Origin of the sequence: Bacillus sp. FSL W8-0116, from assembly GCF_038003825.1 — a bacterium.
Lineage (GTDB): Bacteria > Bacillota > Bacilli > Bacillales > DSM-4216 > Bacillus_O > Bacillus_O smithii.
In genome coordinates, this window is the sequence record NZ_JBBOPY010000001.1 from 1246500 (window position 1) to 1261539 (window position 15040).

At 39.7% G+C, this 15040-nt stretch carries 13 protein-coding genes, 1 tRNA gene and 2 riboswitches; of the genes, 10 read left to right on the top strand and 4 right to left on the bottom strand.

What is annotated here, in order from left to right; all coding sequences use genetic code 11:
• Positions 1-441: 441 nt before the first annotated feature.
• The gene (locus tag N1I86_RS05895; RefSeq protein ID WP_003353982.1) at positions 442-1554 is read right to left on the bottom strand and encodes an RNA-guided endonuclease TnpB family protein; all 1113 of its coding nucleotides are present in this window, start codon (positions 1552-1554) and stop codon (positions 442-444) included.
• Between the two features lie 87 nt (positions 1555-1641).
• On the opposite strand from N1I86_RS05895, the gene N1I86_RS05900 reads away from it, so the two are divergent.
• From N1I86_RS05900 to N1I86_RS05915, 4 genes are all read left to right on the top strand, one after another.
• Positions 1642-1782 (top strand): ribbon-helix-helix protein, CopG family, encoded by a 141-nt coding sequence (locus N1I86_RS05900; protein WP_003352379.1) that lies wholly within the window; start codon positions 1642-1644, stop codon positions 1780-1782.
• A gap of 263 nt (positions 1783-2045) precedes the next feature.
• Positions 2046-2327: a hypothetical protein gene (locus N1I86_RS05905; protein ID WP_048622683.1), complete on the top strand. Its 282-nt coding sequence runs from the start codon at positions 2046-2048 to the stop codon at positions 2325-2327.
• A 445-nt stretch (positions 2328-2772) separates the two neighbouring features.
• Positions 2773-3153, top strand: a complete 381-nt coding sequence (locus N1I86_RS05910; protein ID WP_270584571.1) for a YmaF family protein — start codon at positions 2773-2775, stop codon at positions 3151-3153.
• Between the two features lie 338 nt (positions 3154-3491).
• Positions 3492-3565: transfer RNA gene (locus N1I86_RS05915), tRNA-Pro, on the top strand.
• Between the two features lie 345 nt (positions 3566-3910).
• Here the strand turns inward: N1I86_RS05915 and N1I86_RS05920 are convergent.
• The gene (locus N1I86_RS05920; protein WP_341095424.1) at positions 3911-5371 is read right to left on the bottom strand and encodes an amino acid permease; all 1461 of its coding nucleotides are present in this window, start codon (positions 5369-5371) and stop codon (positions 3911-3913) included.
• An 816-nt stretch (positions 5372-6187) separates the two neighbouring features.
• A riboswitch (Lysine riboswitch) is annotated at positions 6188-6375 on the bottom strand.
• Positions 6376-6840: 465 nt separating this feature from the next.
• A complete protein-coding gene (locus N1I86_RS05925; protein WP_234395458.1) occupies positions 6841-7338 on the bottom strand; it encodes a competence protein ComK in 498 nt (165 codons plus the stop codon).
• 221 nt (positions 7339-7559) lie between these two features.
• A riboswitch (TPP riboswitch) is annotated at positions 7560-7663 on the top strand.
• A gap of 111 nt (positions 7664-7774) precedes the next feature.
• Here N1I86_RS05925 and N1I86_RS05930 point away from each other — a divergent pair.
• From N1I86_RS05930 to N1I86_RS05950, 5 genes are all read left to right on the top strand, one after another.
• On the top strand, positions 7775-8506 hold the full coding sequence (locus tag N1I86_RS05930) for an ABC transporter ATP-binding protein (RefSeq protein WP_341095426.1): 732 nt from the start codon (positions 7775-7777) through the stop codon (positions 8504-8506).
• Positions 8499-9266 (top strand): ABC transporter permease, encoded by a 768-nt coding sequence (locus N1I86_RS05935; RefSeq protein WP_341095428.1) that lies wholly within the window; start codon positions 8499-8501, stop codon positions 9264-9266. The genes N1I86_RS05930 and N1I86_RS05935 overlap by 8 nt, the downstream gene beginning before the upstream one ends.
• A 16-nt stretch (positions 9267-9282) precedes the next feature.
• Positions 9283-10284: an ABC transporter substrate-binding protein gene (locus N1I86_RS05940; RefSeq protein ID WP_270583711.1), complete on the top strand. Its 1002-nt coding sequence runs from the start codon at positions 9283-9285 to the stop codon at positions 10282-10284.
• Between the two features lie 530 nt (positions 10285-10814).
• Complete coding sequence (locus N1I86_RS05945; RefSeq protein ID WP_270583712.1) at positions 10815-11699, top strand: permease; 885 nt, start codon at positions 10815-10817, stop codon at positions 11697-11699.
• Positions 11700-11784: 85 nt separating this feature from the next.
• The gene (locus N1I86_RS05950) at positions 11785-12636 is read left to right on the top strand and encodes a TIGR03943 family putative permease subunit (protein WP_270583713.1); all 852 of its coding nucleotides are present in this window, start codon (positions 11785-11787) and stop codon (positions 12634-12636) included.
• A gap of 95 nt (positions 12637-12731) precedes the next feature.
• Here N1I86_RS05950 and N1I86_RS05955 read toward each other — a convergent pair whose 3' ends face one another.
• On the bottom strand, positions 12732-14093 hold the full coding sequence (locus N1I86_RS05955; protein ID WP_341095432.1) for an amino acid permease: 1362 nt from the start codon (positions 14091-14093) through the stop codon (positions 12732-12734).
• A gap of 735 nt (positions 14094-14828) precedes the next feature.
• On the opposite strand from N1I86_RS05955, the gene N1I86_RS05960 reads away from it, so the two are divergent.
• The gene (locus tag N1I86_RS05960) at positions 14829-14981 is read left to right on the top strand and encodes a YpzG family protein (protein ID WP_081473049.1); all 153 of its coding nucleotides are present in this window, start codon (positions 14829-14831) and stop codon (positions 14979-14981) included.
• The last annotated feature ends 59 nt before the right edge of the window (positions 14982-15040 follow it).

The window sequence follows — 15040 nt, forward strand, 5'->3', positions numbered from 1 at the left end:
TTCTCCCTCCTTCTTTTTCCGAATTATAAGACAAACAGCACGATTCCTCTTCTTTTCTGGGCTCCAATTATTTTGAAAGCATCCATTTTCTACAAGTTCCGAGGAAGGCCGGGTGGTTCATCACATTTTGGAACATTTCATGGTGAGCCCCAATTCAATGTTTTCGACATCAGACTTCCTCTTCATTCGAATATATTCTGCTCTCTAATATTTCGAAATCAAGATATATAGCTAAAAATTTTATAGTTAGAATGTCACTCATTATAGCAAATGAATGAAATGGATTCAAGGAAAGTGAAGAATCAAGAAGACTGTTTGTCGGTGAACTACCCTCCACTTATCAACCTTACGGTTTGATTGAAGTGGGGGCTTCTCGGGTAATCCCGTCTAATGACAGAAAATTGACCGAGCTAACCCTCTCGTTCCGAAAGTTATTATTCTTTATGCTAATAAGCGTAATCCCTCATTTTTGATATTGATTGCTGAATTGTGATCGCGATCTAATACAAAGCCGCAAGAACATTTATATACACGTTCAGATAATGGCATTTCTTTTTCCTTGCCGCAACATGAACACTTCTTAGTGGAGGGAAACCACTTATCAATTTTCACAAGTTGTTTCCCCTGTTCTTTTAGCTTATACGCTAAGAAAGTAGTGAACATCCCCCAGCCGTTATCATGAACGCTTTTTCCAAAGTTGAGGGCTTGAGACATGCCTTTCATGTCTAAGTCCTCAATAATCACAGCGTCATAGTTTGTTGCTAATTCTTTTGACTTATGATGAAGAAAGTTTCTGCGCTGATTCGCTGTCTTTTCATGTAGCTTAGCCACTTTCAGGTGTTGTTTTTCCCATCTTGCAGAACCTTTCTTTCTTCGAGAAAGAATTCGTTGTGCTTTTGCTAATTTATCTAAGGCTTGCCGATAGTAACGTGGGTAATTGGCTTTCTTACCCTGTTCACTCTCGACATATAGACCATCCATAGCAAAATCCAAACCAACAACTTTCTGTATTTTAACTGGACGAATATCTTTCTCATATTCTGTCAAAATTGAAATGTAGTATTTGCCTGTCTTTGTTTTAGAAATAGTGCAAGATTTGATTTTATAATCAGCAGGTATCTCTCTATGCTGTTTCATTTTTATTGGCTTTTTGATTTTTGGCAGTTTGATATGACCATTTTCTAGCTTAATATTTCCGTTGACCATATTAGTTGTATAGGATTGTTTTGCTTTACGATTTTTGAACTTTGGAAAATCCGCATTTCCTTCAAAGAAATTCTTATAAGCAGTCTGTAAGTTCATTTGTGCATTTGCCAAAGCTAAAGAATCCACTTCTTTTAGGAATGGAAATTCACTTTTATATTTTGCAGGGGTCGGAAACTTTTGCTTTTTAAGCAATTCTTTATCATCCTTGAACTTTTCATACGTTTCTTTGCGTTCAGCTAACATCTTATTGTAGACAAAGCGAACACAACCAAATGTCTTAGCTAATAATGCGGATTGTTCTTTGTTTGGTAACAAACGAAACTTGAAAGCTTTGTTTTGCTTGGCCATATCAATTCACCTCACTTTGTGCGGAAAAATTTCGTATATATTGATTATACCGTAAAAAATCCGTACAATCAATATGAGGTGATAATCATGAGAGAAGAGAAAGAACGTGTAGAAATTCGTATGCCTAAGACGATATTAGAAAAATTGGAGCAATATCAAAAAGAAAATGGGATTCCAACTAGAACAGCCGCAATCTTAGAATTGTTGAGAAAGGGATTGGAAAAATAACTTTGGCTAAAGCCAACCGAAATTCATCTCCCACCTACTCATTGGTGCTATTCGCACCTTCACATTCCTAGAGGATGGGAGACTTCTTTCGGAAAGACGTTAAAAGCCTTTTAGAAAATATTCTGCCGAAAATATTCTGCAAGACAGGCTGCATTCCTGTATGGATGTCCCAAACTTCAATATCCGGGTCTACTAGCACCTAAATGGTTTATTTCCTGACAAATAAACAAATACTACTCATACGAAAGAAAGGGATGAAATGAATGAATTTCCATTTTCCTGTCATACAAACAAATGTCTGGGATGCTTTCATCGCTGTACCTGTTGTATTCATTCTAACTCAAGTTATAAAGATTTTTTTGAAAGTCCCTAAAAAATATGTACCGGCGGTAGCGGTCATCATTGGATTGCTGTTCTCTGTGTTCATCAGCCATCGCCACCACTTGATCGCGGGCATTTTTATGGGATGGTTCTATGGCTATGCCGCTATAGGAAGCTATGCGTCACTGAAAACAACCTTATTATCGTTCCGAAACAATCTGTAAATTTTTTAAAGGCACAACCAGAAATTTTGTTTCTCGTTCATCTTTCCATTCTTTGCAGCCAAACTCTTAAACATTCCAAGCCGTCTATTTAACGATGCCAAGGATGTATTCAAATCCAGCTCTCATGCCCGTTTCGTATTTAATGAAGGTCTCGGCTCTCTGCTTAGCCCCATCGCACCTTCATTAAACCTTTATTCGGAATCGTTTCATTTCCGTTTGGAACTTTGGGTCGTTCCAGTTTATGAATGCCATTTTATCCAACGATATTACACCATCTGTTCGAATGTCTGTTTGATTGTCGAACATAAGTGTGGATGTGCGAATGATGGTGCTCACCCACCACTATCATTCCGCCAAACTATCGTTCTATCCACTTCAGGCAAATCCCCACTCTTTTTTAGACTTTTTCCCATACAATATAAAAAAATGAAAAGGAGTTTTGCTGATGGAGATACCCGTTTCCGGATACACGTATCATTCGAATGATTCTGCCCCCGTTCATTCCCATCCACTTTACGTCAACTCATGGGACGGAAGGCTTATCTCTCTCCATGTCCACAGCTTTAGAGGAGCTACCTCTTATAACGCGGGGCATAACCATAGATTTATCGGAATTACTGAACCCGCCCTAAACACATCTCAACATACACATAGATATTTTGCTTTTACTTCTTTTAATGATGGACATCGACATATGATCCGCGGGGTTACTGGTCCGGCTATTCCACTTTCTGAAGGCGGTCATTATCACAAATTTGAGGGGGTAACCAACATAGAAGGAATTACACCTCATCGACATAGATATAGCGGAAGAACAAGTTCATAGTTTATTTCGCAGATGTGAATTTAAAGGTAATCCACATATCCACACCATGTTTCATAACTTCGCAAACAACAATTCCCACAAATCGGAAGTATAACCATTATTTTTTCATCGACAAAGTTCGACATAATCTGATATTCTTTCAATTGCGATAAGGTTTTGGTTGGTAAACCACGAGGTCTACCACACCTACCTATTGAGCACCGATTTTCCGTCGGTGCTCTTTATTTTTACTATTATAACGATCAATCTGTTACAAAAAATTTCGAAAATAAAAATAACTTTTAGGCAGTTCACAAAATCAGTGATAAGGTATATAATAATCAATGTCGAAAAAATACCGGGAAGTAGCTCAGCTTGGTAGAGCACTACGTTCGGGACGTAGGGGTCGCAGGTTCAAATCCTGTCTTCCCGATCAATAAACGAATGGAACCTTTGATATTTCAAAGGTTCTTTTTTTACGCTCTTTGCCTTTCATTTATTGTATATTGTCGAAATTCCAATTGAAATGGATACAGCACCATTTTTGGGTGTCCGAATTACCGATAATTCTTCTTTATGATTGTATACGATTTTCACTCTTTCCTTTCAATCGTCAGTTAGGTCTAACTTTACGGAATAGAATCCCAGTGCTACTGCCTATAGGTACCTGTTCTCCTTTTTTGCGTAGCCTACCAGTACAAAAAACGACATAAACTAAAATAGATCCTGTAATCAAGAAAAATCCCCGCAAGGATGAATATGCGGGGAGAAACAATTTTTATGAAACTTTTTTGAATTGAACATCCTTTAATGAAATCACTTTTGTTTTCTTTACAATCTTATAGCCAAACCAAAATACGAGAAAAACAGGAATGCCAATATAGGAAACTAATATGCCGTGCCAATCAATTTTATCGCCGATAAAGGCAGAGTAATTTTGCCCTAAAATAACGATTGTGCAGAGTACAAAAGCAAAAATAGGACCAAACGGGAAAAGCTTCGCTCTGTAAGGAAGATCTTCCAACTTGTAGCCTTGGGCAACGTAAGCTTTGCGGAACCGGTAATGGCTGACAGCAATACCAAGCCATGCGATAAATCCCGTCATGCCGGAAGCGTTTAGCAGCCATGTATACACAACCCCATCACCAAAAAGGGAAGCCAAAAAGGCAAGACAGCCGACAAGCGCAGTGACAATCAAGGAATTAACAGGAACTCCTCGTTTGTCCAATTTGGCTAAAAATTTAGGTGCCTTCCCTTCCATAGCCAAATTCCACAACATTCTTGTCGAAGCGTACATTCCAGAGTTTCCGGCAGATAAAACCGCCGTCAAAATTATGGCATTCATGACAGATGCCGCAAAAGCAACCCCTGCTTTTTGAAAGACAAGCGTAAACGGACTGACAGATACGTCGTCGTTCGCAAGGTTCGGATTCGTATAAGGAATCAAAAGGCTAATGACTAAAATAGCTAATACATAGAATAAGAGAATACGCCAAAATACTTGTCGGACCGCTTTTGGAATATTTTTTTCCGGATCATCGGTTTCACCGGCCGTAATCCCAAGAAGCTCAGTACCTTGAAAAGAAAATCCGGCCGCCATAAAAATACCAAGCATCGCCATAAATCCACCGTGGAAAGGAGCATCGCCGATCGTAAAATTCTTAAATCCAACGGCTTCTCCGCCAATAATTCCGAAAATCATTAAAGTGCCCATGACGATAAAGACAATGACCGTCACTACTTTAATAAGGGAAAACCAATATTCTGCTTCCCCAAAACCTCTTACTGCTAAATAATTCAATATAAACATAATCAATAGGAAAAGTCCGCTCCAAAGCAATGAGGGGCTATGCGGAAACCAAAATTTCATAATCATGGTAACAGCAGATAATTCTGCGGCGATGGTAATGGCCCAGTTATACCAATAGTTCCAGCCGAGGGCAAATCCTAAAGCAGGATCAACAAATTCAGTCGCATACGTACTAAAACTTCCTGTAATCGGCATATAGGCAGCCATTTCCGCTAAACTCGTCATCAAAAAGTACACCATAATTCCAATAATCAAATAAGACAACAACGCTCCTCCTGGTCCTGCCGTATGGATCGCTCCGCCGCTGGCCAGAAACAATCCCGTACCGATTGTGCCCCCAAGAGAAATCATTGTTAAATGACGCGATCGAAGTCCTCTTTTTAACTTGCCCGTCTCCGTCGCATTTCTACTGTCTTGTACTTTCACCATTCAACTAAACACTCCTTTGCCATCATTCTGCTGCAGATAAAAAGCGGTGATGACTGCCTGAACAATTTGTTTTTTAAAACTCGTTGATCCCTATAGCTTTAAATCGAGTAGGAGGGAGCGATTAACTCCCGTCCTCTCACACCACCGTACGTACGGTTCCGTATACGGCGGTTCAATTAAGATAATTGACGCAAGTCTTTATAACTTCCGTGAATAACTTCCGTGAATAGCTGTTCTCTTTATGCCAGTGGTCACTCCACCCTCCAAGAGGTCTCCCACGGGATTCACCGCTTCCTCCCTCAAGTGAGGTACTACGTTTTCTGTGTTCATCATGACTCACTGAATACCAAGGGCTATTCTCTCTTAATTGTTCGGTCCTTCTTAGTTGTTCTAGACCAACTAATACTATGACCTCTGCTGACTTCTGACGGTTCAGCTACTTATCACTAAGTAGGTTATGAAGAGTACTTCACATATCCGCCAGACCTCCCCGGGTAAGTACATGCACTTTCACACCATCTATCCGCCTCATTTACTCGATATGACCTTCGACAGAAAGAGCTTTGTTTTGTTATGCAAACTCACTCAATCATACCTAGCCTTATATGAGGTTCGTGTTCCTCGGACCGGTGTTTTGCCTCCAGCTTCCTTCAGATTCCGCGTCACCACGGACACCCTTGCTCTTGGCTAACCTCTACTTCTGTCTTCGGGTTCGGGACTTACACCCTATAGTTCATGTACATGCCGGGCGCACATAATAAAAGCGCCACCGAAGAAGGTTCGATGGCGCAAATATAAAAATACCCCTCATCATGCTTCTTCAGTAGTGCTCCACGCTTTGCGGGTGAAAAGCGTGACAGTTCTGTTCCTATTCGGAAACAGCCCCAGCCCGCGCCTTCTGAGAACAGGACGGACTTCGGCGGCTTTTCCTTTCGTTCGGAGTCGTCAATGTTCTCAGCATCTCGTCCGAATTACTCATAAAAGCCGCGACCTCTACCTCATCAATTGATGAGGATTTAACTCGTTATTCAATTATCACACTAAAAATTATAGAATAATAACGAAAAATAATGCAACTACTAATTATTTCGTTTTTACGATCATTGATTCCATTTCCTCCAAAAATTCTATTATTCTTTCTTGTTATCGGTGCATCATCATATTTTCTCATTTATGATCGCCCACTAGATTTTAGAACTTTTGACCCAATTCAATCTTCATCTTGTTTTGGCACTATTAAAGAATTTCCATACACGATTCGGTAAAATAAAAAAAGCTGATTCACAGCAAAATCCTTTCTAAAAGAAAAACAGCTCTAGTGAATCAGCCTTTCAGTACATCAACCCCACAAAAAGAAATCGTTTGCAAAATTGTGCAAAAACAAATCAGAAAAACTGATGAAGAAAGAATCGCTCCAAAAGAGCTGATCCTAAAAATAGGATTCCCTTATGGCAAATGAAAAGTAAATTTTAAATCTTCTCCGTTTCCTTTTTGATTGCTGAAAACCCTTTAATATGTACAAACGGAGGATCAGAAAAGTGCATTAAGCAGTCCGCTGTTTTTTCTTTTTGACGCTTGAAAGTGTAAGAGGAACAATTGACGGTAATTTCCAATCCGTTAAAAAATCGAACCATCAACGCATTCTCCCCTGCCTCTCTCCAATCTTTCACATGACGCGGAAAAACCCATATACAATCATATCGTTCAGGTGATTTAGTAGGAAAGGCGTAGAGCATTTCATCCGGAGAAATCATCAGAGGAGTTTTTTTATAGTGACCTAATTTTCTTCGGACAGCACGAATTCTTCCCTCATAAGTGGAACAACGACAAATGCAGGCATCATCCAAAATTTCCAGCGGACGTTTTTTGCTGAAAAACGTGCGGTCCACTTCATAAATGATGGATTCATGTTCAAGATCATAAGCCGGAGCGATTGCCATCGTTTTTTTAGTAATTAAATTTACCACTTTTTTCAAAGAGATTCTCCCCTTTCCAATTTTTAACCATTATACTCCATAACGGATAATAATTATCTGAATTTATATAATGTTTATAAATTTTTCATATTTTAAAACAAACCTTTCATTTATACTGAATGAAAAAGTTTTTTATAACAAAATGTTTCGATTACGTTTTACTTTTCTGAATGATTTTGCTACGATAGACTATAAGAATTTAATAGTTGCTTACAACACACTAGGGGAGCCGACAAGGCTGAGATTGAACGTTCGTTCTAAACCCTTTGAACCTGAGATGGGTAATGCCAGCGTAGGGAAGTGGTGGAGTCTTTTTGAAATGGACATTGAAGATGAACCCGCTCTTTAGGCTGAAGAGCGGGTTTTTTTCATCATTCCCACCTCAAAGAGAAAAGGAAAACTCAAGAGGAAAGGAGGAACACGAAAAATGTCTGTGTGTTTAGAAAATGTTTCCTATACCTATCCCGGTGAAACAAAACCGGTCATCTTTAACTTTTCCGCTCATATCGAAAAAGGAGAATTTGTTTCATTAATCGGAAAAAGCGGGACAGGAAAAAGTACACTATTAAAACTGATTGCCGGCTTGTTTCCATGTGAGGAAGGGATCATTTCCGTCAACGGAAAAACACCGGGCCCCGGTAGTGTTGGTTATATGCCCCAACGAGATTTACTACTTCCGTGGCGTACCGTGATAGACAACATCATGCTCCCTTTGGAAGTTCAAAATAAGCGAAACTTGACGAAAGCCGATACTGAAGAATGGCTGAAACGCATTGGCTTGATCCGTTGGAAGAACGCTTTGCCAAAACAGCTTTCCGGAGGCATGAGACAAAGGGTGGCATTTCTGCGAACACTTTTTATGGGAAGCGAAGTTTTGCTCCTCGATGAACCTTTCGCTGCTCTTGACGCTTTGACAAAGAGAGAAATGCACGATTGGCTGTTATCGATTTGGAAGGAATTGGACAACACCATCTTATTTATCACACATGACTTAGAAGAAGCCATTTTGTTAAGCGATAAAATTTTGCTGTTACACGCTGACCATAAAGTGGAAGAAATCATCGTGGATTTGCCTAGACCTAGGAGTGTCGACATGGTTTATTGGCCAGAAGTACAAACCTATCGAAAAACAATAGAAAAGAAGATTGCCAATGAGTAAGTTAAAGAGATTGTTAGCAGATTATGGAGCATTCGGGCTCTTGGTCATCATTGTCGTTTCTCTGTGGGAGTGGGCGGCAAGAACCGGAAAAGTCCCATCTTTTATCATTCCTGCTCCTTCCAAAGTGTTAGAAATGCTTTACGAACAGAAACAGGCTTTGTTATGGGTACATACACCGGCAACGTTGAAAGAAGCTTTGATCGGTTTTGCTTTTTCTTTCGCAGGCGGGATCACCATCGCACTCGCCATGCACTTTTCCAAGCTGGTAGAAAAAATGCTTTATCCTTTTGTCTTGTTTTCTCAAACGATTCCTGTCATTGCCCTCTCGCCCATCTTTGTCCTTTGGTTTGGATACGACATTTGGAGCAAAATCGCTGTAACGGTGCTGGTTGCTTTTTTCCCTATCGTGATCAGCTGCTATGATGGATTCAAAAATATCGATCAAGATTATGTGGATCTGTTACGGTCCATGGGCGCGTCCAAATGGAAAATATTTATAAAAGTAGAAGTTCCCTTCGCCATGCCTTCTCTTTTTTCTGGCATCAAGATGGCGGTTATCTATTCCATCGTTGGCGCTACCATCGGTGAATGGCTTGGAGCCAGCGAAGGACTTGGATATTACACGAGAAGAATGTCGGGAAATTTAAATGCCGAAGGGGTATTTGCAGCCGTTTCTTTATTAACGGTTCTAGGATTGGTTTTATTTAGTATAGCCACTTTCATTGAAAAAAGCTTTTTAAAATGGAATAGAAAATCATAGAAATGGGTGTTGAATCATGAAAAAAATCATCCGATTGATTGGTGTAAGTTTGTTGTTCGTATTGATTGCAGCGGGTTGTTCCTCACAACAAGATACAGCAAAGACTAAGGATGGAAAGCAAAAGGTAACGATCATGCTGGATTGGTATCCAAATGCTGTCCATTCCGCCATTTATACAGCGAAAGAAAAAGGGTATTTTGCCAAAGAAGGGCTTGATGTTGACATTAAAATGCCAGCTGAAACCAACGATCCGTTGAAACTTGTCGCGGCAGGAAAAGTCGACTTAGCGATTAGCTACCAGCCGCAATTAATCGTTTCCCGTGCTGAGGGAATTCCGGTTGTATCTTTAGCGGCCATTGTCAGACATCCACTTGATTGTATAATGGTTCCAACTAACAGCTCAATCCACCGTCCTAAAGATTTGGAAGGAAAAAATATCGGCTATTCATCTATCGATATAGAACAAGCCATATTAAATACGATGATCCAAACAGACGGCGGCAATCCAAAAAAAGTCAAAATGACGGATGTCGGCTTTGATTTAATTCCGGCGATCACCTCCAAGAAAGTAGATGGCATTATTGGCGGCTATATCAATCATGAACGCATCCTTTTAGAAAAAGAAGGACATCCTGTTCGGATATTTAACCCGGCTCAATATGGCGTTCCTGATTATTATGAGCTTGTTTTGGTTGCAAGCGAAAAAGGACTTCAAGAAAAGAAGGATGTGTATAAAAAGTTCTGGAAAGCTGTTGCAAAAGGGCAATCAGAAGTTACTAAAAACCCTCAAGCCGGTTTAAAGATTCTGCTTGACCATGAAAACGACAGTTTCCCTCTTGATAAACAAGTAGAAACAAAAAGTTTGAATATCCTGCTTCCTTTAATGAACAGCAAAGACAAGCCATTTGGCTATCAAGACCAAGAAGTTTGGGAACATGTTAACGATTGGCTTTACAAAAATAAGGTGATCAAAGAAAAGATCGACGTGAAGAAAGCCTTTTACAATATCAATCAATAAATAATCGATTGAGCAGGAGCCCACGATAAGAAATCTTATCGCGGGCTTTGTTCATTGAAGCCCATTTCTTTCAGCTAATCTCCATAATATCGGTCCAAATTCTAAGTCTCGCTTTACGCTTCTCCTCTCATTTCGTTGACCATTTTCTTTTAACCAGGATATTTAAAAGTTTGTTTAAATGTCTACTATTTTCCACTCGTATGAATCGATCCATTTTGATATGATGACATATGGCATTCTTTACTTTGTGGATATGTATCGTCATCGTCAAGAATGACTCTCATATTTCCTATGGACCATTGAGAAATTCCGCTAGATTAACAGATTGCTTGACTGTTGATATGGATAGTGATTTGATAAAAACATCTGATAATATTATTGGATCATACGAAGGATTTGAAGCAGAGTTCTTTCAGATTCATGACGGAATCCTTTATACTCTTTCTTTTAAGCTTTTGTTTGTTGTGCTTGAGTGTATTTCTAGCCTGTGTTCGTCTAGACTTACACCAGAATATTCGAGGTGGAAATCAATGAGTCAAACTTTATTGCAAATGAATACCATTTTCATCAGTATCATCATTGAAGCTTTGCCGTTTGTTGTCATTGGCGTATTTTTGTCAGCGTTGATTCAAATGTTTGTAACAGAGGAAATGATTGCCAAAATGATCCCAGCCAATCGTTTTGCTTCCGCCGCTCTTGGCTCTTGTATTGGATCGTTGTTTCCTGGCTGCGAATGCGGCATCGTTCCCATTACACGACGACTTGTACAAAAAAATGTTCCTCTCCATGCCGCCATTGCTTTTATGTTGAGCGGCCCGATTATAAATCCTATTGTCATATTTTCAACTTTCGTCGCTTTCGGGGACAGTTGGAAAATGGCACTGTATCGCTGCAGCTTAGCCATTGGAGTTTCCATAGTCGTAAGCATTGCCATTTCTTATTTATTTAATGACCAACAATTAAGAAAGGTGATGGATCATCTTTCTCACAATCACTCACATGGATCTCATAAAATGAGCCTTCGCTCGAAAATAGTTGGAACCATCGACCATGCCATTGACGAATTTTTCTCTGTTGGGAAATTTTTAATTTTTGGGGCGCTGATTTCATCTGCCATGCAAACCTTTTTCAAAACGAGCGCTTTGCTTGAATTCGGTCATTCGAAAGTAACGGCCGTTTTGGTCATGATGGCGCTGGCTTTTATCCTGTCGATTTGTTCAGAAGCCGATGCATTTATCGCCTCTTCTTTTTCCGGGCTTTTCGGAACAGGTCCGATTATTGCTTTTTTAGTGTTTGGAGCGATGGTGGATATCAAAAATTTATTCATGATGCTTGATGCTTTTCAAAAACGGTTTGTGTTTGTGCTTGTTTCACTGATAGCTGTATGTGTTTTTGTCGGAGCATTAATGATCTAGCCAGGAGACATCAAAAAAACATAGGCTTTTTCGGAATTACCTTTTCAAGCGATTGACGGAGGACTTTGTATAGGAGGTGTTTATCATGCTCAGGATTATCATTTTATTCGGCTTCACGTATTTTTTTATGATGCTTCACGCCAAAGGAGATATCAGCAAATATATTAATATGAAATATTCGTATCTTTCCTTCAGCATGATCTTTTTGATGGGCTTTTTAACGTTGTATCAATTGATTCAATGGGCAAGAGGCGATAAACGTAAAGATCACAATCACGATCACGACCATGGCCACGATCATTCCCATGACGAAGATACGATTTTAAAAAAAGTATTCACTTATACTATGATGCTGATTCCTATCATAACGGGCATTTTTTTGCCGGCAGCAACATTGGACTCCACAATCGTAAAAGCGAAAGGTTTTCACTTTTCTTTTATCGACAACGATACCGATCAATATGCCAACCATCAGATCTTACGTCCAGATGCCAGCCCTTATTACGACAAAATTGCCTATAAACAAATGGACAAAAATGATTTGAAAAAATATGGATCCGAAAACCGGATCGTTCTGGACGATAAACATTATTTTCGAGCGTTGGAATCCATTTATAACCATCCGGGCAATTTTATTGACAAAAAAGTTGTTTTAAAAGGATTCGCATATCGAACAGATGACATTGAAAACAATCAATTATTTGTTCTCCGCTTCGGGATTATCCATTGCATTGCCGATGCCGGAGTATATGGAATGCTTGTCGAGTTTCCAAAAGACGTGAAGTCCCAAATACACAAAGATGAATGGCTGCAAGTAGAAGGAACGCTGGAAACCACTTATTATCAGCCATTTAAAGAAAATATTCCTTATTTAAAAGTAACCAAATGGGAAGAAATACCAAAACCGAAAGATCCTTATGTGTATCGGCAATATTAATCTCACGACATCCGTAGATATTTCGGCCGCCGATGCCCGAAAAGAACCCCGTTCCAAATTCGGAACGGGGTTCTTGCATCTAAAGGACTGAAATTTTACAACGCGCCTTTTTGTTTTCTCTTCGTAATTCCATACGCAATGGCCAGAAGAATAAACCATACCGGGGTGACAAACAAAGCTACCCGCGTATCATCGGCCAGTCCGAGCACGACAAGAATAAATACAAAGAAGGCTAGCACAATCCAGTTTGAAACAGGAGCAAACGGCATTTTAAATGAAATTTTCTCAGCCTCTTCCGGTTTCAATTTCCGGAATCGCAAATGAGCGATTAATATAACGCCCCATACCCATATAAAGCAAATGGTTGAAATGCTCGTCACCAACGTGAACACTTGATCCGGCAGCCAATAGTTTAATAAAACACCGATCAAAAGCACAAGCGTTGAAGTGATAAGAGCAGGTGCAGGAACGCTTTGATCATTCAGCTCTTTCAGCTTCTTCGGCGCTTTTCCTTCGTTTGCCAGCGTATAAAGCATTCGGCTAGTGCTAAAAATACCACTGTTGCAGGAAGAAGCTGCTGAAGTCAGCACGACAAAATTAATAATACCTGCAGCAGCAGGAATGCCGATAAGCGAAAACACTTTCACAAATGGACTGCTGTTCGGATCGACCCCATTCCACGGATAAATCGACATAATGACAAGTAAAGCGCCGATGTAAAAAATCAAAATGCGAATGGGTATATTGTTAATCGCTTTTGGCAAAGTAACTTCCGGGTTTTCCGCTTCACCGGCTGTCACCCCCACAAGTTCAATTCCAACATAGGCGAACACGACCATTTGGAAAGCCAGCAGAAATCCGGAAACTCCATTCGGAAAAATCCCGCCGTGGCTCCAAAGATTAGAAAACGTAGCATGGGTGTCGTGGCTTTTATATCCGGTAAAAACCAAAATCAATCCAATGACTATTAAGGCTACAATCGTCACAACCTTAATAATCGCAAACCAAAATTCCATCTCTCCGAACGCTTTTACTGTTGCCATATTGATCGCAAACAATACAAGAACACATATAAGCGCAGGGATCCATTGAGGCAAGTCGGGGAACCAGAATTTCACATACAAACCTACGGCTGTGATTTCGGCTATTCCGGTCACAATCCAACAAAACCAATAGGTCCAACCTGTAATAAACGCTGCCCACGGTCCGATAAACGTTTCAGCAAAATCCGTAAACGAACCTGTCGTCGGCCGATAAAGCAGCAATTCTCCCAATGCGCGCATCATGAAAAAGAGCATAATCCCCGTAATCAAATAAACGAGCATAATAGAAGGCCCGGCAAAATGGATCGATTTTCCTGAACCCAAGAACAGCCCTACGCCGATTGCCCCCCCAATAGCAATTAGCTGAATATGCCGGTTCTTTAAACCACGCTGCAAAGATCTGTTATCTGACATTTGTTTCATCCTTTCTTTTCATACGCACTGCTTCCGTGTAATGGAAAGTTTTGTTTTTCCTGTTCCTTAAAGAACGTTTTTCGCCTCAGCTACACTGCCGATTGGACAGAATGGCAAGAGAACAAATGATATGCAAATAAGGGAGCTTGTCCGTCGAAAAATTATTTTCAGCAAACAAAAAAAGAGTTTTAGGAAGACTTTCCTGTTTCACACTCTTCCTTCACTCCACCACTCATGCTATTTCTTACTATTATACAATAAAATTCAACAAAACCAGAACCATTTTGAAAAGAATCTGAAAATTCCTTAAATATAAAACAGAAATATCCGGCGAAAGCCCCTCTACTTGCCTTTCCTCGATCTTTGAAATGAAAACACCTATGTTATTGAAAAAACTTTCCAATTATCGCCATAATTCATCATTCTCGACAAATCCCCCTTTTTTTATTTAGTTTTAATTATTAGAATTTTTATTGTTTTCTTTATTGTATTACATGTCACAAAATCTTACAAGTTTTTCATTCCTTATCAATGGCTTTAGCCGCCGAGTATCTTTTGATCTGTCTCAAAAACGGCGCTATCGGCAAACAGTACGCTTTTCCTCCCTCTTATTTTATTTTGGGAAAATTAGAAAAGCACCAATGCTTCATCGAAAGAATATTTCTTTCGATGTTACAAAAACTATATATGATATTCCTCGTTGAATATCGCCTATCCTTTCAAAGAGGTGATAAGATGAGTTATAAAGATCAGCTCGATCCACACTCAGAACTTTTTCACCACAATTGGACAAGACCAAAACGCTCCAAATCACAAGTGAATGGGCATACCGAAATGTCAAAAACCAATTTTATTTTAAGAAGAAACGCGAAAGCACACCGCTGGTAAACTCTTGAATTCACCAGGCTGGTCCACCGGTACAACAGTGGGACCAGCCTGAAAGTTTA

Excerpts from the sequence above, each read along its gene's own strand:
- N1I86_RS05960 (WP_081473049.1), top strand. The coding sequence starts at position 14,829 with ATGAGTTATAAAGATCAGCTCGATCCACACTCAGAACTTTTTCACCAC.
- N1I86_RS05950 (WP_270583713.1), top strand. The coding sequence starts at position 11,785 with ATGCTCAGGATTATCATTTTATTCGGCTTCACGTATTTTTTTATGATG.
- N1I86_RS05930 (WP_341095426.1), top strand. The coding sequence starts at position 7,775 with ATGTCTGTGTGTTTAGAAAATGTTTCCTATACCTATCCCGGTGAAACA.
- N1I86_RS05940 (WP_270583711.1), top strand. The coding sequence starts at position 9,283 with ATGAAAAAAATCATCCGATTGATTGGTGTAAGTTTGTTGTTCGTATTG.
- N1I86_RS05945 (WP_270583712.1), top strand. The coding sequence starts at position 10,815 with ATGAGTCAAACTTTATTGCAAATGAATACCATTTTCATCAGTATCATC.
- N1I86_RS05920 (WP_341095424.1), bottom strand. The coding sequence starts at position 5,371 with ATGGTGAAAGTACAAGACAGTAGAAATGCGACGGAGACGGGCAAGTTA.
- N1I86_RS05905 (WP_048622683.1), top strand. The coding sequence starts at position 2,046 with ATGAATTTCCATTTTCCTGTCATACAAACAAATGTCTGGGATGCTTTC.
- N1I86_RS05955 (WP_341095432.1), bottom strand. The coding sequence starts at position 14,093 with ATGTCAGATAACAGATCTTTGCAGCGTGGTTTAAAGAACCGGCATATT.
- N1I86_RS05900 (WP_003352379.1), top strand. The coding sequence starts at position 1,642 with ATGAGAGAAGAGAAAGAACGTGTAGAAATTCGTATGCCTAAGACGATA.
- N1I86_RS05895 (WP_003353982.1), bottom strand. The coding sequence starts at position 1,554 with ATGGCCAAGCAAAACAAAGCTTTCAAGTTTCGTTTGTTACCAAACAAA.
- N1I86_RS05935 (WP_341095428.1), top strand. The coding sequence starts at position 8,499 with ATGAGTAAGTTAAAGAGATTGTTAGCAGATTATGGAGCATTCGGGCTC.
- N1I86_RS05910 (WP_270584571.1), top strand. The coding sequence starts at position 2,773 with ATGGAGATACCCGTTTCCGGATACACGTATCATTCGAATGATTCTGCC.